The following is a 19,845-nucleotide window of genomic DNA, read 5'->3' as shown; positions in this document are numbered from 1 at the left end:
AGGAATTATTTCCTTGATTGGTGAGGGCAGCTATGCTACATTTTTGCCCATGGTGCTGATTTGCGCCAGTGACCGCCGCCCAGGCGGGTTTTTGCGTTTGATGTTCATCAACCAACGAAGGGCCCCGAAGCGTCGTGGGCCGGATCGTTGCCCTGCCACGACTATCGGCGGGATTTTCACCACCCCCTCAGGCTGATAGGCTCGGCCAATCCCGGGAGGAGAGAGCGATGCCGGTCAATCTCGACGAGCTGAAGAATGCCAGCAATCTGCGCGGACGCGGAGCGCGAGCGGGCGGTGTCTTCGTCGCACCCGTCGATGGTAGGGCGCATGTCTCTGGCGAACGCAGCGTGCCGCTGCTCGACAAGACCATCCCCGCGCTGTTTTCCGACACGGTCAGCAAATACGGCACGCTCGACGCCGCCGTCTTCGTCGACCAGAACAAGCGCTTCACCTGGAGCGAACTTTCGGACACGGTGGATGCGCTGGCTGCCGGCTTCCTGGCGCTGGGCCTGGCAAAGGGCGATCGCGTCGGCATCTGGTCGCCCAACCGCTGGGAATGGCTGGTGACGCAGTTCGCCACCGCCCGCATCGGCCTGATCCTGGTCAACATCAACCCGGCCTATCGGTTGACCGAGCTCGACTATGCGCTGAACAAGGTCGGCTGCAAGGCGCTGGTCACCGCTGCCAGGTTCAAGACGTCAGATTATCTCGGCATGATCGAGACGCTGGCACCCGAGATCGCCAAGGCCACGCCGGGCAAGCTCAAGGCACAAAAACTGCCGGCGTTGAAGATCGTCATCCGCATGGGTGACGAGAACTCGCCCGGCATGTTCAATTTCGGTGATGTGCTGGCCATGGCCGGGCGTGACGAGCATGACAGCCTCGACCGCATCTCTGAGAAGCTGAAGCCGGGCGAAGCCATCAACATCCAGTTCACCTCAGGCACCACGGGAGCCCCCAAGGGCGCGACGCTGACCCACGGCAACATCGTCAACAACGGCAACTTCGTCACTTCGGCGATCAAGCTGACCGCCGACGACCGGCTCTGCATACCAGTGCCGCTCTACCACTGCTTCGGCATGTCGATGGGCACGATGGGTTGCGTCTCGAAAGGCGCCACCATGGTTTTCCCGGGAGAAGGGTTCGACGCCGGCGCCACGCTGAAGGCGGTGGCTCAGGAACGCTGCACCGGGCTCTATGGCGTACCGACCATGTTCGTTGCTCTGCTGGATCATCCGGATTTTTCCGCCTTCGATCTCTCCAGCCTGCGCACCGGCATCATGGCCGGTTCGCCATGCCCGATCGAGGTGATGAAAAAGGTGGTGTCGCTGATGCATATGGAACAGGTGACCATCGCCTACGGCATGACCGAGACCAGCCCGGTGTCGTTCCAGAGCGGCGTCGACGACCCCTTGGAAAAGCGCGTCTCGACCGTCGGGCGGATCCACCCCCATGTCGAGGTCAAGGCGGTCGATGCCGATGGCGCTACAGTTGCGGTCGGCGTACCGGGCGAGCTTTGCACGCGCGGCTATTCGGTGATGAAGGGTTACTGGGACGACGACGACAAGACCCGCGAGGCGATCGACGCCGACGGCTGGATGCACACCGGCGACCTCGCCACCATCGACGCCGAGGGCTATTGCAACATCGTCGGCCGGGTCAAGGACATGGTCATCCGCGGCGGCGAGAACGTCTATCCCAGGGAGGTCGAGGAATTCCTCTACCGCCATCCAAAGGTCAAGGAGGTGCAGGTGTTCGGCATTCCCGACGCCAAATATGGCGAGGAGCTGTGCGCCTGGATCGTGCTCAAGCCCGGCCAGATCGCCACCGAGCAGGAGGTCAGAAACTTCTGCGCCGGCCAGATCGCCCATTACAAGATCCCCCGCCACATCCGCTTCCGCACCGAATTGCCGATGACGGTGACCGGCAAGCCGCAGAAGTTCTTGATGCGCGAGGCGATGGTGGAGGAGCTGGGCTTGGTGGCGCAGAAGACGGCGTGAACGGGTGAACGCTTCGATCTGTCGGTGCGCGAATGCAGCCACGGTTCGCAGCAGCGTGCAGGGGCTTGCATGAGCGGTTTCGGACGTTCGGTGACTTCATATGCGATGCCGCTGGCCGCCTTGGTCATGGCTGTCGCCGTCAGGACAGGCGGGCTGTCGGCGGACGAAGGTTCGCTGGGCGTCAGGATACTCGTCGGAGCGCTTTCGAGTGCGATCATGTTCACCACCATTTTCGTGGTGCTCGACCACGCCGAGGCGGTGGCTCGGCGTGTAGGAGAGCCCTACGGCACATTGGTGCTGACTTTTGCCGTGACGGCAATCGAGGTGTCGATCATCGTTTCCATGATGCTGCATGGAGAGAACAACCCTACGCTTGCGCGTGAGTCCGTCTTTTCAACGGTGATGATTGCATCTACCGGCGTCGTCGGCACGTGTCTTGCGCTTGGCGGCTGGCGCCATCGCAAGCAGGCAATTGTTCGACAAGGGACCAGCGCATATTTGGCGGTTCTGATCGCGCTGACCATCATGACGCTTATTCTGCCGACCTACACACAAGCTACGGGGCCGGGCACATTTTCGGCAGCTCAACTTGGCTTTGTGAGCGTGCTTTCGGTGCTGCTTTATGCAAGCTTCGTGTTCGCGCAGACTGTCCGCCACCGGGAAGACTTTGTCGAAGGGCAAGCCCACGGCGTTTCGTTGCGGACTGCTCCTCACGAAAGCGTCTTTGCCGGCGCATTGCTGCTTTTGATCGGGCTGATCGGCATTGTCATGCTCGCCGAGCAGGTCGCGGCAAGCGTCGAAGATACGCTCGTTGCCTACCAGGTGACCCAGGCTGACAGCATTGTGGGGGCAATGATCGCCGGGCTGGTGTTGATGCCGGAGGCCATTTCGGCGGTTCGCGCTTCACTCAACAATGAGCTGCAACGCGGTTTGAATGTCGCGATGGGTTCGGCTTGCGCCACAATCGGCCTGACCATACCGGCGGTCGCAGCCGCCAGCCTGCTGACGGGCAGAGGATTAACCCTGGGGCTTCCAGCGACTGACACAGTGCTTTTGATTTTAGCGCTCTTCATATGCAATGTGAGCTTTAGTACTGAAAGAACAACATTCTTGACGGGCGCTGTCCATATCGTGGTATTTCTTACATATATATTTCTTATATTTGTGCCATGAACTCTGGCTCAGGTTGGCGCTTGAGGGCTGGCTCGCGCTGCGGCTGGGCAATGGCCGACGTCGGCCGGGTCAAGGACATGGTCATCCGCGGCGGCGAGAACGTCTATCCCAGGGAGGCCCGAAAAATCGGAGGCTTTCGCATACGCTGTCAGCTTCAGGGGAACAACCATCGACCTGAGGGCAATCCCGGTCCCATATCTCAAACGGAGACTCTGTGGGTTTCAACCGGAGTGTATCGGGTTAGATTCTCCACGCCGGTCGATGTGACGACGAAGCAATCCCCCAGATTGGCACCTGCGACCGAGGGCTCTAGCCACTGCGAGTGCAACACAAAGACCATTCCCGGTTCCAAGCGATCAAAATTGTTCGAAGATATGTTGTAAAGAGGCATGCCTGGCATAGAAACCTCGTGACCTAGGTTGGGGTTGTGCGGCCCCCTTTGCGCCGGATAGATATGGTCCAGGCGACGGCCCTGACGTTCCCAGTCAGCATCCGGAACATACTGCCGCAGGATCTCCCTTGCCGACCCGTCTGGCATCGACTCCCAGTTGAAGGGCATCGTTCTAGCCTCTGCGTCAGGGAGATATCCGAGTTCTATGAATGGGGAGAACGAGGCCTCGTTGATATCGCGCAACAGAACACCAGGGCGAGCCATAGCGGTGGCGCGTCGAACGCCTTCCGCGCACATCTCCAGGACCTCCTCCTGCTTGGCGCTGATCTTGCCAACGGCAATCATCCGGGAGGATTGCGCGAAGTAGCCTCGATACGTGACATTTGAAATGTAAAGATTTATCAGATCGCCTGGAGCCACAATATGTCCGTAAGGTCGCCCGCAGTGGGTGCCAAACGGGTTGATACCAATCTGATAGCCGTCGCCCGTCTCTCCCCCTCGAGACAACTGCGCAAAGGTAAAGGCGGCATAGATTTCGTAGTCTGTCACCCCGGGCCGGATGACATGATACGCGGCCTGGATGCCGATATCGATGAGTTGCCCTGCTGCGCGAAACAGTTCGATCTCCCTGGGGGATCGAACACGCTGCATTCGGTCGACAATGCCGTTCTCGGCTGAGAACTCGACATCGGGACATGCGGCGCCCAGTTTTGCCCAGTAAGGCGCGGATGTGTGGTCGCCGATCAGCCCAATTCGTCCACTATCCAGTCCCATCTTGGCCAGGATGTCGCGAACCGAGGTCACTGCCTTCTGAATCGGCACCCCTGGCCTGTCCGCATATTCGCGGCCCCAGCAGCCGACCTGCCATATCTTGTCTACCAGCAGAGGTTCTCCAGCCGGCGGAAGCACGACCGAGTCACTGAAGAAGGATACGAGCTGCAGGCCCTTGTCGATATCGGTCGGAATGATCAGAAGGCCTTCGCGCGACCAATCGCAGATGTAGCGCAAATACGAGTTCGAGGTGTGATACCAGCCGACATCGTCGGTATGGACGATGAGCGCGTCATACTCACCAACGACCGCCGCACGCCGGATACGTCGCAACCGGTCGACGAATTCAGCTTCAGGCAAGGGATCGACGGGTATGAAATCGAAACTCGGCTCGAACCCCTCGAGCAGCTTTTCTGTCCTGTTTGAAAATGCGTAATGTCCCATCGATCCCTCAGACGCTTGGCACGTGAAACAGCATTAGATGCTGATGGTGTCGATGATGTCGTTGTAGGCGACCGGCGCATCGATGAGCCCGTACGCGGCAATCATACCCTGATAGCGCATGAACGGTTCGCGCCTCACCGACATATCGGCGGACCAAGTTTGGTGTGAGCGCATTCGCTGCACTGCTGCGGTTAAAACGGGGATCGGTATGGTTTGAAAATCAGGAGAGATCAGGTTCGCGATTTCCTCCGGCGTATGCGCGCCGATCCACTCGCTGGCTTCGGATAGCGCACGAACGAAACTGGTCAGTTCCGTCCTGTTTCCTGCCAGGAACCGGGGGGTCGTGTAGTAAACGCTCCAAGGCACCTCCCCGGCAACCACCGATAGGTCTGCGGCCAGGTGGAACCCCTCCATGAGAAGCGCGTCGGCAAGCGGCGAATAGGTCAGATAGAAATCGGTAAAGCCACCCCGCCATAGCCGGGTTGTGGTGGCTTCATCGAGGTCGCGGATGAACTGAATACGGCTGAGATCGATACCATTTTCGCGCAGCACACCTTTTAAAAACATCCACTGACTCGTCGAGCCGGCGGGAAGAAGGACTTTCTTCTCGTAAAGATCGCTCCATTGGAAATTGAGATATGGCTCGCGCGCGATCAGTACTTGAGTGTTGAATCCGCAGAGTTGGGTGAAGATGCGCAACTCTTCCAGCCTGCCGCGATACATCAACGGAATCCACACGCCGCCCCGCGCGATGTCTGCCTTGCCCTCGGCCAACACATCGGCAAGCCACGAACCGCCCGGACCGGAATCGTAGTTGACCTCGATCGCAAGCCCCTGACGTTCGAACAGGCCCAGATGCTCGGCAACGTGGTGAGGAACATATGTGAGGTGTTCTTCCGCGATCAGGCGAATGGTCTTCATTCTGGAACTCCTTGGGGTTCTGTCTGTCCGCCGCTAACGGCGCGAACTGGTTGCCTCGATGCGTCGGCTGGCGATTTCGTAACCAACGGCAATGAGCAGGGTCAGCGCGACAATCACCACGGCCAACGCACTGATTTCTGGAGTCAAGCCCACGCGTATGCGGCCGGCCAGCACGGTCGTGAGCGTTTTGTCGGCCAGGATGGTGAATGTCGTGGCGTTGAATTCCTCCACCGAAGACAACAGCGCGAGCACGGCCGATGAGGCAAGTGCCGGACGAAGGAACGGCAGTGTGATGCCAAAGAAAATCTGCAGTGGAGTTGCACCGAGATCCAGGGCGGCTTCCTCTTGGCTCCGGTCAAAGCGCTGCAGTCGAGCGAGAACAATCAGCATGCACAGGCTGGAGATGAAGGTGGTCTGCGCGATGACGCTGAGGAGCAGCCCGTTATAGAGATAGCTTAGCCCGGCCTGACGGGTGATCTCCCGCCAGAAGACCACGGTGGCAACCCCGGTAATGATCCCGGGCGTCAGCATTGGGGAAATAACGACGAGGTAATAGATCGATCGGAATCTCGCCTGGAGCTGGTTCATGACGATCGCCGCCGCGAGACCGATAGGCACTGACAGAGCCGTGACGGCGACGGCGATGATGATGCTGTTGCGCAACCCTTCCAGCAGATCGCTGCTGGTCGTGAGCTTGCGGAACCAAGCCAAGGTAAAACCCTCGATCGGCCAGGCTTGCGGATAGCTCGGAGTGTTGAAGGCCGAGAGCCCCATGACCGCCAGCGGCGACAAGAGCAGCAGCATGAACAATCCCAGGTAGATGCGGAAAGCTACGCGATGCATCGGCTCGGCTTTCATCGCGCGATCTGCCCTAGTTTCAGCCTGAACAGCCGCAGGGTCACCAGGACGAAAATCACGCAGCTCACCAGGAGAATGAACGCGTAGGCGGCACCTTGAGGCCAGTTCAGGGCCTGATAGAACCGGTTGTAGATGACGGGAGTGAACCACAAGGTCCGTGGGCCGCCGAGCACGAGCGGTGCCGCCAGTGATCCGACGCAGAACATGAATGTCAGCGAGCAGCCGGACGCAATTCCAGGCTTCGCATGCGGCATGGCGACGAATGCGTGAACATGCCACCACGGCGCGCCCAGATCCCTGGCAGCCTCTATCTGGCTCTTCTCCAGGCTCTCCAGCGCATTGTAGAGCGTGAACACCATCACCAGGATGCAGGAATAGCTGAGGCCCCAATACAGACCGACATTGTTGCCGATGAAATCCACCGGCTCCGTCAAAATACCGGTGCCGATCAGGACGTTGTTGACGATGCCGGAATTGGACAGCAGCAGGCGTATCGCGAATACGCGCAAAACCTCGTTCACCCAATATGGCAATATCAAAAAAGCAATGAGGCGGCGAAGCGTGCGCGGATACGCGGACTGCGCCATGAAATATGCAATCGGATAACAGAGTAAAAAATTGAATATGGTTATGCAAACGCTCGCGACAATAGTCGCGACATAGGCGTTAAGGTGTAGAAAATTGAACAAATCAGTGCTGCCTGGCGGCCCGAACAAGAAATACCGATAGTTATCCAAAGTATAATGATCATCCGGGCCGCCGGCCTGCCTGGGCGGCAGATTTGGGCGGAAAGACAAATCCACCATGGCAATCTGGGGAAAAATAATGGTGACGAATATCCATATGAAAGTGGCAAGGACCAGGTAGGTGGCGACAATGGCGCCGTTTCGCTCCAGGAATCCCTGGCCCCGCACCGTGCCCGACCGGCGGTCGTACCGGCTGCCCAGGATCAGCAGGACCACCGTAGTCAGCGGCAGCAGAAAAATCACATACAGGACGACCTGGCTCCTCATGAGCCGCTCCCGTCGGCAGCCATGATTATCCCATCAGCCCGATCGAGGCCGACATGGATCCGTTCGCCCGCGACAGGCGCAAATGTCCTGCTCGTGGTCGCGCGCGCCAGCATGCGCTGGCCAGTGTCCGTTCTAAGCACTATTTGCGAGGTGCTTCCTTCGTAGGACACCTCGGTGACCTCCCCCGAGAAATTGAAATCACATGCTGAGTCTTGCAACCTCAGAGTCTCCGGCCGAATGAAGAACGCGGCCTGATCTCCTTGCCGCAGTGTTCCCGTGGTTCGACCCGCAAGATTCCCCAGTGGCGTCGCTATCACTGCCTCGGCGCCCGACACCTTTTTGACCTGCCCGTGGATCACATTGTTCTCGCCCACGAACGACGCGACGAAAGGGGTCTTCGGGTCGCAATAAACAGATCTGGCCGTTCCGACTTGTTCGATGCGACCGGCATTCATGACGGCGATGCGATCCGACATGGCCAACGCTTCGCCTTGATCGTGCGTTATGTAGATGAAGGTTATGCCGATCCGCTGCTGGATCGCTCGCAGTTCTGCCCGCATGTGCTGACGCAGTTTCAGATCCAGTGCCGAAAGCGGCTCGTCCAGCAAGAGGACCGACGGTTCCACCGCAAGAGCTCGTGCGATAGCCACACGCTGCTTCTGCCCTCCCGACAACTCGGCAATCATTTTCTTGCCCTGGCCAGGCAAGGAAACGAGATCGAGCAGGCGCTCGACGGCGGCATCTCGTGTCGGCCGGGGAACACCGCGAACACGTAGGCCATAACCGATGTTGTCGGCGACCGTCATCAAAGGAAACAAGGCCAGATTCTGAAAGATCAATGCGGTCGGCCGCTTGTTGGGACCGCCGCCTTTCATGTCCACCCCCCCGATCTTGATCTGGCCGACGGTCGGCTCCATGAAACCCGAAATGGTTCGCAGCAGGGTGGTTTTTCCACATCCCGAAGGCCCGAGGAAACTGAAGAACTCGCCGGATTCAATTTTCAGATTTGTGCGGTGGACTGCCACGAAATCGCCGAACCGGACCTCCAGTTCCGACAACTCGACAGATCCTCGTCCCGGTACGGCATCGGACACGCCAGAAATGTGCAACACAGTCCCTCTGCTTTTGAGTCTAGCTGCAGTCAGGTTGCCGGCCCGCCCCGGGCCGATCAACCCGCCCTTGGTTGCTAGGCTGCCTTGAACTTTTCGGCGTACTCGTTGCGCGCCGCCCCATACCAGCCGGGCTCCTCCGGGCGGCTCCAAAGTTTCGACAAGGCATCTTCAGGATAGGCCTCGGCAAAACTCTTCTTGGTTTCGGCCGAAAGAAAAGCATCAGATCCCTTCATGACACCATTATAGCCGGAACCCTCCGCCACCATGGCCGAGACCTCGGGCGTATAAAGGAACTTGAGAAACTCGTAGGCCTGTTCAACATTTTTGGACGCGGCGACCACGGACAGCCCGTCTATCCAGGATTGAGCCCCTTCCTGCGGAGCCATGTACTGAATTGGCTTGCCTTCCTTCTTCAATGAAAGTGCCGGCCCGTCCCACACTTGGCCGATGACGCATCCATTCTCCATGAAACCGGACTTGACCAAGTCGGACGTGTCGAAAAACTGCTTGATCTGCGCTTTGTGAGCGACGGCAAACTTCAGAATTTCATCGAAAATCTTCCTCATCGTCGGCTCGTCTTTGTAGCTGTCGAGCATACGATTTGACGGCAGCTTTCCCGATGCATCGAACCAAAGGCCAATTCCAAGCAGCAGCGTGTCCGGCTTGCCTTGCACTTTGCCGACATATTCTTCCTGCCACAGGGTACCGTAGCTCAGCGTCTTGTAGTCGAGCTTCGTCAGGTCGCTACGCCAACCGATGGCTTCCGTGCCCCAGCAATGCGGCAAGCTGAAAAGTCCTTCCGCAGACTGCCAAGCTTTCATTCCCTGCATTACGGCCGGCAAGATATCGTCGATGGGGATCTTGTTTGGGTCGATCGGCGCCAATACCCCAAGATCCTTGAACTGCGCAGCCCGATCGACCGTGGGTTGGCATAGATCGAAACCCTCACCCTCGGTCGCCATGAGCTTGTTCATCTGCTCCTCGTTGGACGAGAACGGCGTGATTTTGATCTCGATGCCGGTTGCGGCCGTGAACTTCTTGGTGACCGAGTCGGGCAACTCCTCGGCCCAACCGAGCACATTCACCTGACCGGACGATGCCCTTGCCCCGCGAATGAAGAGGGGCGAGGCCAATGCGGTGGCTCCCGCGGCGACAATCCCGTTCAATACGGTGCGTCGGCTCACCTGGTTCGCGGCCAGCAGGGTGGCCATAGTTGAGTTTGCGACAGGATCTCTGTTCATTGTTACCCTCTTTTGGTTGAAGCGATCTCGTTGGAGTCTGGATCGTATCGCACATTGTGAACAAAATTTTACACTCACGTCAACAATCTTTTTCCACAATCGAGAAAAGGCGTGATCTACTGATAACGAAACGTAGGCCGGTGAAGAGGGCTCCGGGTAGGGAAATAGCCCAAAAAGCGATCCCAATCAGGCAACTCGCTTGACAGGCTGTACAATTGTTTACAATCTAGCATGAGATTGTATTCGATTTTCCCTTTCCGGCCGCACCTTCCGACGCATCCAAGTTTCCCCCGAAGGCACAATGAAAATTCTCATCATCAATCCGAACACGACAGCCTCGATGACGGCAACGATCGATATAGCGGCGCGACGGGCGGCGAGCGTGTCGACGACGATCGTGACCGTCAACCCGCAAGATGGGCCACCAAGTATCGAGGGTTATTATGATCAGGCCTTTGCCGTTCCCGGCCTCATCGGCGAGATTATTCGTCATCGCGGCACCGCCGATGCGGTGATCATTGGATGCTTCGACGATACCGGGCTCGATGCGGCGCGGTGCACGACCAGAGCACCGGTGCTGGGGATTGGCGAGGCCGCATTCCACATGGCGAGCCTGATTGCCGGGCGCTTTGGAGTTGTAACCACACTCCGGCAGTCCATTCCCTCGATCGAACAGAACCTCATCCGGTATGGACTATCGGTCCGTTGTACGGGCGTCCGGGCGTGTGATGTTCCTGTCCTGGAGCTGGAGCGTCCGAATTCCAACGCGCACGATCGCATTGCGAAGGAAATCAAGCGGTCGATTGACGAGGACGGGGCCGAGGCGATCATCTTAGGCTGCGCAGGAATGGCCGACCTTGCTCTGGCGCTTACCCACCAAGTGGGCGTTCCGGTTCTCGAAGGTGTATCTTGCGCTGTGCGGCTTTGCGAAGGTCTTGTCCATCTGGGCCTATTGACGGCCGTGCAAGGCGGATATCAACGACCTCGGCCCAAATCGTTCGCCGGGATGTTTTCTCCTTTCTCTCCGGTCGGCTAGCTCGGGCGTGGTGGAAGAACTGGTATTTCGGCATGCAAGATCTTACGTCCTACGCATGAATTGTGCACATCCCAGGCCATGATTGTGGATTTTTGCCCTCACTCATGATAGCCAGACAAAATCTGAGAGATCGCCAACCGAGCATGAAGTCACCAAATCAAGGTCAACAATCTGGGGATGCGCAACTCGCGCGCTGGAGCCCGGTATACCGAGCACTAAGCGAAGCGATCATCAGCCATCGTATCCCCCCTGGGACGAAGCTTCCCGAGGACGAGCTCTCGTCGATTTATTCCGTAAGCCGGGCCTTGGTTCGTCAGGCATTGCAGGCCCTTTCTCATGATCGGCTTGTTCGTCTGGAGCCGAACCGTGGTGCTTTTGTCGCCCAGCCGACAAAACAGGAAGCACGAGAGGTATTCGAAGCTCGCGCGCTTATAGAGCCAAAGGTGGCCGCGCTTGCCGCTGAAGTGGCAAAGCCGGCGGCCATCAAGCAATTGCGGCACCATCTGACCATGGAGCACGAAGCCCTGCATGCCAATCAGGACGGCGAAGCGATCGTTCTGTCCGCGAGGTTCCACCTCGCGATCGCCGACATCGCTGGGCACGCCACCCTTGCGGGTTTTGTCAAGGATCTCTTATCGAGATCTTCTCTGATTATAGCCCTTTATTGGAAGCGTCGGGACACAACCTGCGAAAGCCATGCCCATCACGCCCTTGTTGACGCCATAGAACGCCATGACGCCAAGGCCGCGGCAGACTTGATGAGAAGTCACCTTGTCGATCTGCTTTCCGGCCTGGACCTTGCGTTCACAGGCCAGCAGGAGCGAAGCCTCTCGGAAATGCTGCAAACAGTGCCGACGGGGAGATAGTTTGGCTCCTCAGCCTGTCCTATTTGGCGCAACCGCGACCGCAGGCGATGTCCGTTCTCGGGCGCCGCACAATTCAGTTCCAGGACCGACATGAGGCGTGAAGCTGCCGTCTAAGGCCGAGCCTATTTAAGTCGTGATCGGGAATAGAAGACTTACCGGGTCTATCGTGCCAATCGCGAAGGCGCGGGCCATGGCCCGCGCCTTCGCATATTCAGCCTTCCAAAGAGCTCAGTCCTTCTCGAAGATGCGCGCCTTGGCGACGACGCCGGCAATGGCGCCGCCGATCAGCGGTGCCACGATGAACAGCCAGAGCTGGCCGATCGCCGCAGTTCCCGAAAACAGTGCCGGACCGATCGAGCGGGCCGGGTTGAGCGACGTGCCGGTCACCGGGATGATGGCGAAGTGCAGCCCTGCCAGCGTCAGGCCGATGACCAGTCCGGCGAACGCCGTCGAGTGCTTTTCGGCCGTGACGCCAAGGATCACGGTGACGAAGGTGAAGGTGCCGATCACTTCCCACAGGAAGGCCGAACTGACACCCCATTTCGTCACATCCCAGCCATTGGCGCCGAAGCCGGTGGTGTGTCCGCCAACCTGGCCGGAGACGATGATCCACAACGCCAGTGAAGCAAGGACGCCGCCGATGACCTGCGCGATCCAGTAGGGGATGACGTCCTTGGCCGGCAGCCGGCCGGCAAGGAAGACGCCGAGCGTCACCGCCGGATTGAGATGCGCGCCCGAAATGGGGCCGATCGCATAGGCCGCGGCGATGAGGCCGATGCCGAACGCCAGACCGATGCCTTCCTGGCCAAGCGGCAGCGCGCCGCCGAAGCCGCCCGTCACCACAGAAGCCGTACCGATGAACACCAATAGAAATGTGCCTAGAACTTCCGCCAGATAAGTCTTCATTGCCCTCTCCTCGTGTCGATCCGCCGGTTCACCTTTTCGCGCCGCGAATCACAATCGGAAGAGTATTCGCAACCAGAAAAGTTGGAAAGCAGAGCGGTTGTGCCGGCCGACCTGCTTGTGCGCGCCGGTTGCGCGCTCTAGAGCAGGGCCGGAATAATTTTCTGCGTGACGGAACAAGACAATGCGACTGGGCGGAAGGCTGGCTGCGGCCATCGAAGTGCTGGAAGACATCGGCCGGCGCCACCGGCCGGTGGCGGACGCGCTGAAGGATTGGGGCCTGTCGCATCGCTTCGCCGGCGGCGGCGACCGTGCGGCCATCGGCAACATCGTCTATGACGCCTTGCGCCACAAGCGTTCCGCGGGCTGGCTGCTGGGGCAGGACACGCCGCGCGCCATTGGCTTCGGCGCCCTGCTGCTCGAATGGGGGCAGACGGCCCAGTCGCTCAACGAGGCGCTGGATGGTGACAAGTTCGCACCGCCGCTGCTGACCGCCGCCGAGCTTCAGGCCATCGCCGACGGTCGGCTCGCCGATGCGCCGGACGCGGTGCGGGCGGATGTTCCCGACTGGTGCGCGCCGCTTTTCGAGCGAGCCTTCGGCCCGAGTTGGGCCGACGAGGGCGCTGCACTGGCGACGCGCCCGCCGCTCGACCTCAGGGTCAACACCTTGCAGGCCAACCGCGACAAGGTGCTGGCCGAACTGACGGGAACCGGCGCCAAACCCGCGGCAATCGCCCCGCACGGCATCCGCATTCCACCGATCGACGGCGATGGCCGGCACCCGAATGTGCAGGCCGAACCGGCCTTCCAGAAGGGCTGGTTCGAGGTCCAGGACGAAGGCTCGCAGATCGCGGCCGCCCTTGCCGGGGCCGAAGCCGGCATGCAGGTGCTGGATTTCTGCGCCGGCGCCGGTGGCAAGACGCTGGCACTGTCGGCTTCGATGGAAAATCGTGGCCAGATCTTTGCCCATGATGCGGAGAAAGCACGGCTGGCGCCGATCTTCGACCGCATCCGTCGTTCGGAAAACCGCAATGTGCAGGTGGTCACCAAGCCCACGGAACTCGCGCCGCTCGGCAACCACATGGACATCGTGCTGGTCGACGCGCCCTGCACCGGCAGCGGCACCTGGCGGCGCCGCCCCGACGCCAAGTGGCGGCTGACGCAGAGGCAGCTCGATACCCGCAAGGGCGAACAGTCGGCGATCCTCGATGCGGCCAAAGCCTATGTCAAACCGGGCGGCCTGCTGGTCTACATCACCTGCTCGGTGTTTGATGAGGAGAATGGCGAGCAGATCGCGGCCTTTCGGGACCGTAACAGCGGCTTTGTTCCCGTCGAGCACCGCCAGCTCTGGGACAGCCGTTTTCCCGGCCATGAGGCAGCCGCGCGCATCGGCATCAAAGGCGACATTTCGCTGTCGCCGGCGCTGAGCGGCACCGACGGGTTTTACTTCTGTGCATTGCGCAGGTCGGCCTGAATCCGATCGGATGTCGCCAATTCCTCGCGGATGCGTGGCGCCAGCCGGCAGGCTAGGCCGATTGTGCAGTGCAGCAAAAGCATTTGCCTGCCGTCCATGCCTCTGCAATAAGCTTATCCGCATAAAGGAAGGCAGCGGCCATGGCAGCAAAGATCGTACCCGCCCCGGACTATGAGGATCGCGTCAGGACCTCCTTCGCACGCCAGAAGGCGATGGCCACGATCGGCGCCGAACTGACGCTGGTGACGCCCGGCATCATCGAGATCGAGATGCCCTATTCGGCGGCACTCACCCAGCAGCACGGCTTCCTCCATGCCGGCGTCATTTCGACGGCGCTGGACTCGGCCTGCGGCTATGCCGCCTTTTCGCTGATGCCGGAAAATTCCGGCGTGCTGACCATCGAGTTCAAGGTCAACCTGCTGGCGCCGGGCAGGGGCGAGCGCTTCCTGTTCCGCGGCTCGGTGACCAAGCCAGGCCGCACCATCATCGTTGCCGACGGCCAGGCCTACGCCTTTGCCGCCGACGGCGAGGCCAAGCTGATCGCCACCATGACCGGAACGATGATGACGGTGGTCGGGCGTGATGGGATAGAAGGGTGAGTGGCCGGTTCGCCGCAGGCGAATTCATCGTGCCGGTGGCACGATGAAAGGCCACGGACGCCGGGAGCTGCCGCAGGCAGCGGGCCCCGGCGAGCGGCGGCGCAGATAAGCAGGGGATCGGGCGGAGAGGAGCAAATCATCATGACCGATAAAATTCGCCGCCTGTCGGGCAAGGACGTTCTCTTCGTCATGGCGGCACAGGCCGAATATGGTCCGCATCTCAAGCAGCTGTTCACGCCATTGATGACAGGTGTCGGTCCGGTCGAGGCCGGCGTCAGGCTAGGCGCTGAACTCTCCTGGCTGAAGTCGCAAAAAACCCTGCCCGACCTCGTCGTGTCGCTCGGCTCAGCCGGCAGCCGGACGCTGGAGCAGACGGGAATCTACCAGGCGGTTTCGGTCAGCTACCGTGACATCGACGCTTCGCCGCTCGGCTTCGAGAAGGGTGCCACACCCTTCCTCGACCTGCCGGTGACCGTGCCATTGCCCTTCAAGATACCTGATATCAAGCAGGCGACGCTATCGACCGGCGGCGCGATCATCACCGGTGCGGCCTATGATGCTGTTAACGCCGACATGGTCGACATGGAGACCTTCGCCTGCCTGCGCGCCTGCCAGTTGTTCGACATTCCGCTGATCGGGCTGCGCGGCATTTCCGACGGGGCGGCGGATCTCAGGCATGTCGGCGACTGGACCGAATATCTTGAAGTCATCGATGGGAAGCTGGCGGAGGCCGTCATGCGGCTCGAACAGGCCATCGGTTCGGGCACGCTTCTGAAAGATTCGCCGCATGAAGACGCCAGACCGCTCTGAAACTCGCAACCCATTGCGTCGACTCATTTCTTTCTCTAAACGCTCGCCATGAAAACAGCCAATCATCCCGATACCGTCCTGATTGTCGATTTCGGCAGCCAGTTCACCCAGCTCATCGCCCGCCGCATCCGCGAGGCCGGCGTGTTTTCCGAGATCGTGCCGTTCCAGTCGGCCGAAGCGGCATTCAAGCGCATCAATCCGAAAGCCGTGATCCTGTCCGGCGGCCCGGCTTCGACCGGCGATATAGGCAGTCCGCGCGCGCCGCAGATCGTCTTCGACGCCGGCGTGCCGGTGCTCGGCATCTGTTACGGCCAGATGGCCATGTGCGTGCAGATGGGCGGCGTCGCCGAAAGCTCCGACCATCGCGAATTCGGCCGCGCCTTCGTCGAGATCCAGAAGGACAGCCCGCTGTTCGAGGGCCTGTGGGCGCCCGGCCAGCGCCACCAGGTGTGGATGAGCCATGGCGACCGCGTCATCTCCTTGCCCGACGGCTTCGAGGTGTTCGGCAAATCGGAGGGCTCGCCCTTCGCCATCTTCGGCAACATCGAGCGCAAGATGTACGGCATCATGTTCCACCCCGAGGTGGTGCATACGCCCGACGGTGCCCGGCTGCTCAGGAACTTCGTCCACAACATCGCCGGCATCGAGGGCGACTGGACCATGCGCGCCTACCGCGAGCACGCGGTCGAGGCGATCCGCAAGCAGGTCGGCAAGGGCAAGGTCATCTGCGCGCTGTCGGGCGGCGTCGATTCCTCCGTTGCCGCGCTGTTGATCCACGAAGCGGTCGGCGACCAGCTGACCTGCATCCTTGTCGACCACGGCCTGATGCGCAAGGACGAGGCCGCGGGCGTGGTGGCGATGTTCCGTGAGCACTACAATTTGCCGCTCATTCTGGTCAACGCGTCGGACCGTTTCATCGACGCCCTCGAGGGCGAGTCGGATCCGGAGAAAAAACGCAAGACCATAGGCCGGCTGTTCATCGAGGTGTTCGAGGAAGAGGCCAAGAAACTCGGCGGCGCCGAATTCCTGGCGCAAGGCACGCTCTACCCCGACGTGATCGAAAGTGTCTCCTTCACCGGCGGCCCCTCGGTGACGATCAAGTCGCACCACAATGTCGGCGGCCTGCCGGCGCGCATGAACATGCAACTGGTCGAGCCGCTGCGCGAACTGTTCAAGGACGAGGTCAGGGCGCTGGGCAAGGAGCTTGGCCTGCCCGAAAGCTTCATCGGCCGGCACCCGTTCCCAGGTCCGGGTCTTGCCATCCGCTGCCCCGGCGGCATCACCCGCGAAAAGCTGGAGATCCTGCGCGAAGCCGACGCCATCTATCTCGACGAGATCCGCAAGGCCGGCCTCTACGATGCCATCTGGCAGGCATTCGCCGTGCTGCTGCCGGTGCAGACGGTCGGCGTGATGGGCGACGGCCGCACCTACGAGTTCGTCTGCGCGCTGCGCGCCGTCACCTCGGTCGACGGCATGACGGCGGATTTCTACCACTACGACATGGCCTTCCTGGGGGCTGCTGCCACCCGCATCATCAACGAAGTCCGCGGCATCAACCGCGTCGTCTATGACGTGACGTCGAAGCCGCCTGGAACAATCGAGTGGGAATAAAGGTCGGTCGTTCGCCAGCATTCGGCGACTATCGAGGAAACTTCATTAAACGTCTGAATTTTATCTGCTTTCGTCTCTACGTCTATCGCTGACTATCGCCCCTAAGCGGAATCATTTGACGGTAGATCTGACGGCATTCCTTTTCGCGTCATCTTCGCTGCAGACTGATGCCGTCACTGCGCCGGACTCAAGCCTGTTGGCATCTTTCGAGGTAAGGCATTGAATCCAATGGGCTCTCCCAGAGCCTTGACGGTAAAACGAATGACGGTAAAACTAGGCATTTCACAATCCTGATGCCCCCATTTGTCTCCTCCTATGCTCACAGACATCGCACTTAAGAAGCTGAAATCAAAAGATAAAATATACAAAGTCACTGATCGTGACGGTATGTACGCGACCGTGGCTCCCACAGGGCAGATATCGTTCCGATACGACTACCGAGTGAATGGTCGGCGAGAGACAGTGACGCTGGGCCGCTATGGTGAGGGAGGCATCTCGCTAGCAGAGGCGCGTGACCGCTGTCTTGCAGCACGAAAAATGGTGGCAGCCGGAAAATCACCAGCCCAGGAAAAGCAGCGTGACAAGAGGCGCCTGTCTGAGACGGGGACGTTCGGCGATGCCGGCAGAAGATGGTTTAAAGAGGCGAAGATGGCGGACAGCACGCGCTCCATGCGCAAAGCCGTCTTCGATCGAGACATCTTGCCGATTTGGGACAAAAGGCTCCTCACAGAAATAACATCGGACGATTTGCGGGCGCTGTGCGCAAAGGTCCGGGACCGTGGCGCACCAGCAACCGCCATTCATGTCCGGGATATTGTTAAGCAGGTCTATGGTTATGCCATTCTGCACGGCGAGAAGATCGCCAATCCGGCGGACAAGGTAGGGCCATCTTCGATAGCCACCTTCGAGGCGAAAGACCGGGCGTTGTCACCCGTAGAAATTCGAATCATGCTGAAAGAGTTGGAGAATGTGCCGACTTTGCCGACCATTCGGCTGGGCCTAAAGCTGATCCTGCTCACCATGGTTCGGAAGAGTGAGCTTCTGGACGCGACGTGGGATGAGGTCGACTTCGAGAACGCGGTATGGAGCATTCCCAAAGAGCGAATGAAGCGGAAGAAGCCACATAACGTCTACCTGTCCCGCCAGTCCCTCGACATCATGATTGCGCTCAAGACTTGCGCTGCGAACTCTCGATACGTGCTTCCATCTCGCTATGACGCCGACGAACCCATGTCGCGCGCGACCTTCAATCGGGTTACCATGGCCATTGTGGACCGCGCAAAACAACAAAATCTGCCGCTTGCTCCCTTTACGGTGCACGATCTACGGCGGACCGGCTCCACGCTCCTAAACGAGATCGGATTCAATCGCGACTGGATCGAAAAATGCCTTGCACACGAAGACAGTCGCTCCTCCCGCGGCGTCTATAACAAGGCTGAATACGAACCGCAGCGGCGCCACATGCTGCAGGAATGGGCCGACATGATTGAAGCGTGGGCGGCTGGCAACAAACACGCACCCACACTGCAGCCGATTTCCGGGGCAGCCGTCATCCTCGATCCGATTTGACGGGCCTCGTCTTCCGCGACCGCACGTCTGGTCCCGGGGCCAGTTCGATCGAACCAGCAAAGGACGCGTTCCGGCGTTCCTGAATCCAGGCTTCGACTTCTCCCAGGTCCCAAACGACACAGCGGGGGGTCAGATTGAACCGTCGGGGGAACTCGCCTCGTTGTTCCATTTCATAAATGGTCGTGTCCGATAACGGGACGATTTCTCGCAATTGCGATCGGCGAACGGTTCGCACGACCTGTCGCGTCTCAATGTGCGGTAGAACCGGAAGGGAGCTATCCGCTGGCGCGCCCCCTATGCCTTGGCAGCTTTCGCATTGAGTTGGCTTCTGCCGTTTGACCATGTGCTTACCGAAGGGCTCCGTCGGATCAAAGATCGTGCGTCTGCTCCAATCCAGGTATAGCTCTCAACTACGATCCCACCGTCTCCTTTGACCAGCAGGCGAGCTTTGGAGGCATCATGATAGCGAGGTCTGGTATCTTCATCGCCATGTCGCCAGCTCGTCCTCCGTACCATACGGACGCCAACAAGCCCCCTGAGCCGGGGTGGCACTAGGCAGCAAAATGTCCACGTCGACTCCCGCCGCTTGCAGCGCCCACAAACCGAGTGCACACGGGCAATTTGCAGGCCCGAATGGCCGCCCCTCCGCATGACTCCGTTCGGAAGTGCTTTCGGGATGCGAACTGGCGAGCCACCCCACGCCCGAGTTTCTACGATGTTGTGCCGTACCTCTAGCTCTTCCAGGTCAAAGGACGTACTAGAAGGACAGCAATACTGACTTATTTGCTTGTGCTTCCCTGCTCACAGAACGGGAATCTCTGTTTACTTGCCAAACAAGTTCTGCATAAAAAAGAGGCAGGCGCCGATTCGGTAGCCTGCCTCTGTTTTTACGCGTACTCGCGGTAAATGTGGCGCCGAGTGGACGAACAAAGACCGCGAGTCCGCTCCCTAGCAGGTCGGTAGCTAGCGTCCTGAGGCTTCATTGGCAAGCCACAGGAGTAAAGACTAATGGCGAAGAATCCTCCCCTTCGGCCTGGTCAACCCGCTCCACGG

At 59.7% G+C, this 19,845-nt stretch carries 17 protein-coding genes; 9 read left to right on the top strand and 8 right to left on the bottom strand.

What is annotated here, in order from left to right; all coding sequences use genetic code 11:
- Positions 1-227 precede the first annotated feature (227 nt).
- Both A4R29_RS20700 and A4R29_RS20695 read left to right on the top strand, forming a co-directional pair.
- Positions 228-2,000 (top strand): AMP-binding protein, encoded by a 1,773-nt coding sequence (locus A4R29_RS20700; RefSeq protein WP_063172762.1) that lies wholly within the window; start codon positions 228-230, stop codon positions 1,998-2,000.
- Positions 2,001-2,069: 69 nt separating this feature from the next.
- Positions 2,070-3,173, top strand: a complete 1,104-nt coding sequence (locus tag A4R29_RS20695; RefSeq protein ID WP_027160982.1) for a calcium:cation antiporter — start codon at positions 2,070-2,072, stop codon at positions 3,171-3,173.
- 199 nt (positions 3,174-3,372) lie between these two features.
- On the opposite strand, the gene A4R29_RS20690 is transcribed toward A4R29_RS20695, so the two are convergent.
- The 6 genes from A4R29_RS20690 to A4R29_RS20665 all read right to left on the bottom strand — a co-directional run bounded on the left by A4R29_RS20690 (position 3,373) and on the right by A4R29_RS20665 (position 9,894).
- Positions 3,373-4,779 (bottom strand): M24 family metallopeptidase, encoded by a 1,407-nt coding sequence (locus tag A4R29_RS20690; protein WP_063172761.1) that lies wholly within the window; start codon positions 4,777-4,779, stop codon positions 3,373-3,375.
- A gap of 33 nt (positions 4,780-4,812) precedes the next feature.
- Complete coding sequence (locus A4R29_RS20685; protein WP_063172760.1) at positions 4,813-5,700, bottom strand: ABC transporter substrate-binding protein; 888 nt, start codon at positions 5,698-5,700, stop codon at positions 4,813-4,815.
- 33 nt (positions 5,701-5,733) lie between these two features.
- Positions 5,734-6,558, bottom strand: a complete 825-nt coding sequence (locus A4R29_RS20680) for an ABC transporter permease (RefSeq protein WP_082827471.1) — start codon at positions 6,556-6,558, stop codon at positions 5,734-5,736.
- Positions 6,555-7,571: an ABC transporter permease gene (locus A4R29_RS20675; protein ID WP_063172759.1), complete on the bottom strand. Its 1,017-nt coding sequence runs from the start codon at positions 7,569-7,571 to the stop codon at positions 6,555-6,557. The genes A4R29_RS20680 and A4R29_RS20675 overlap by 4 nt, the downstream gene beginning before the upstream one ends.
- The gene (locus tag A4R29_RS20670; RefSeq protein ID WP_395316692.1) at positions 7,568-8,629 is read right to left on the bottom strand and encodes an ABC transporter ATP-binding protein; all 1,062 of its coding nucleotides are present in this window, start codon (positions 8,627-8,629) and stop codon (positions 7,568-7,570) included. Before A4R29_RS20670 ends, A4R29_RS20675 begins: the two co-directional genes overlap by 4 nt.
- 128 nt (positions 8,630-8,757) lie before the next feature.
- The gene (locus tag A4R29_RS20665) at positions 8,758-9,894 is read right to left on the bottom strand and encodes an extracellular solute-binding protein (RefSeq protein WP_244506849.1); all 1,137 of its coding nucleotides are present in this window, start codon (positions 9,892-9,894) and stop codon (positions 8,758-8,760) included.
- A gap of 331 nt (positions 9,895-10,225) precedes the next feature.
- Here A4R29_RS20665 and A4R29_RS20660 point away from each other — a divergent pair, with 331 nt between their 5' ends.
- Both A4R29_RS20660 and A4R29_RS20655 read left to right on the top strand, forming a co-directional pair.
- Complete coding sequence (locus tag A4R29_RS20660; protein WP_063172757.1) at positions 10,226-10,960, top strand: aspartate/glutamate racemase family protein; 735 nt, start codon at positions 10,226-10,228, stop codon at positions 10,958-10,960.
- A gap of 143 nt (positions 10,961-11,103) precedes the next feature.
- Positions 11,104-11,826 carry a GntR family transcriptional regulator gene (locus A4R29_RS20655; protein WP_063172756.1) on the top strand — a complete coding sequence of 241 codons (723 nt, stop codon included), beginning with the start codon at positions 11,104-11,106 and terminating at the stop codon, positions 11,824-11,826.
- 228 nt (positions 11,827-12,054) lie between these two features.
- Here A4R29_RS20655 and A4R29_RS20650 read toward each other — a convergent pair whose 3' ends face one another.
- The gene (locus A4R29_RS20650; RefSeq protein WP_013530368.1) at positions 12,055-12,732 is read right to left on the bottom strand and encodes an MIP family channel protein; all 678 of its coding nucleotides are present in this window, start codon (positions 12,730-12,732) and stop codon (positions 12,055-12,057) included.
- 181 nt (positions 12,733-12,913) lie between these two features.
- Between A4R29_RS20650 and A4R29_RS20645 the strand changes: the two genes are divergently transcribed.
- From A4R29_RS20645 to A4R29_RS20625, 5 genes are all read left to right on the top strand, one after another.
- Positions 12,914-14,203 carry an RsmB/NOP family class I SAM-dependent RNA methyltransferase gene (locus A4R29_RS20645; protein ID WP_063172755.1) on the top strand — a complete coding sequence of 430 codons (1,290 nt, stop codon included), beginning with the start codon at positions 12,914-12,916 and terminating at the stop codon, positions 14,201-14,203.
- Positions 14,204-14,343: 140 nt separating this feature from the next.
- Positions 14,344-14,802: a PaaI family thioesterase gene (locus A4R29_RS20640; protein WP_013530371.1), complete on the top strand. Its 459-nt coding sequence runs from the start codon at positions 14,344-14,346 to the stop codon at positions 14,800-14,802.
- 141 nt (positions 14,803-14,943) lie between these two features.
- Positions 14,944-15,612, top strand: coding sequence for a 5'-methylthioadenosine/S-adenosylhomocysteine nucleosidase (locus A4R29_RS20635; RefSeq protein WP_063172754.1), 669 nt, complete (start codon positions 14,944-14,946; stop codon positions 15,610-15,612).
- Positions 15,613-15,660: 48 nt separating this feature from the next.
- On the top strand, positions 15,661-17,223 hold the full coding sequence (gene guaA, locus A4R29_RS20630; RefSeq protein ID WP_013530373.1) for a glutamine-hydrolyzing GMP synthase: 1,563 nt from the start codon (positions 15,661-15,663) through the stop codon (positions 17,221-17,223).
- A 315-nt stretch (positions 17,224-17,538) separates the two neighbouring features.
- Positions 17,539-18,792, top strand: a complete 1,254-nt coding sequence (locus A4R29_RS20625; RefSeq protein WP_063172753.1) for a tyrosine-type recombinase/integrase — start codon at positions 17,539-17,541, stop codon at positions 18,790-18,792.
- On the opposite strand, the gene A4R29_RS33315 is transcribed toward A4R29_RS20625, so the two are convergent.
- Positions 18,773-19,135 (bottom strand): helix-turn-helix transcriptional regulator, encoded by a 363-nt coding sequence (locus tag A4R29_RS33315; RefSeq protein ID WP_435891270.1) that lies wholly within the window; start codon positions 19,133-19,135, stop codon positions 18,773-18,775. The two genes, A4R29_RS20625 and A4R29_RS33315, sit on opposite strands and share 20 nt — an antisense overlap.
- Positions 19,136-19,845: the final 710 nt, after the last annotated feature.

The organism is Mesorhizobium ciceri biovar biserrulae, assembly GCF_001618845.1.
Taxonomy (GTDB): Bacteria; Pseudomonadota; Alphaproteobacteria; order Rhizobiales; family Rhizobiaceae; genus Mesorhizobium; species Mesorhizobium ciceri.
This window is presented reverse-complemented; position numbering and strand designations above follow the sequence as displayed.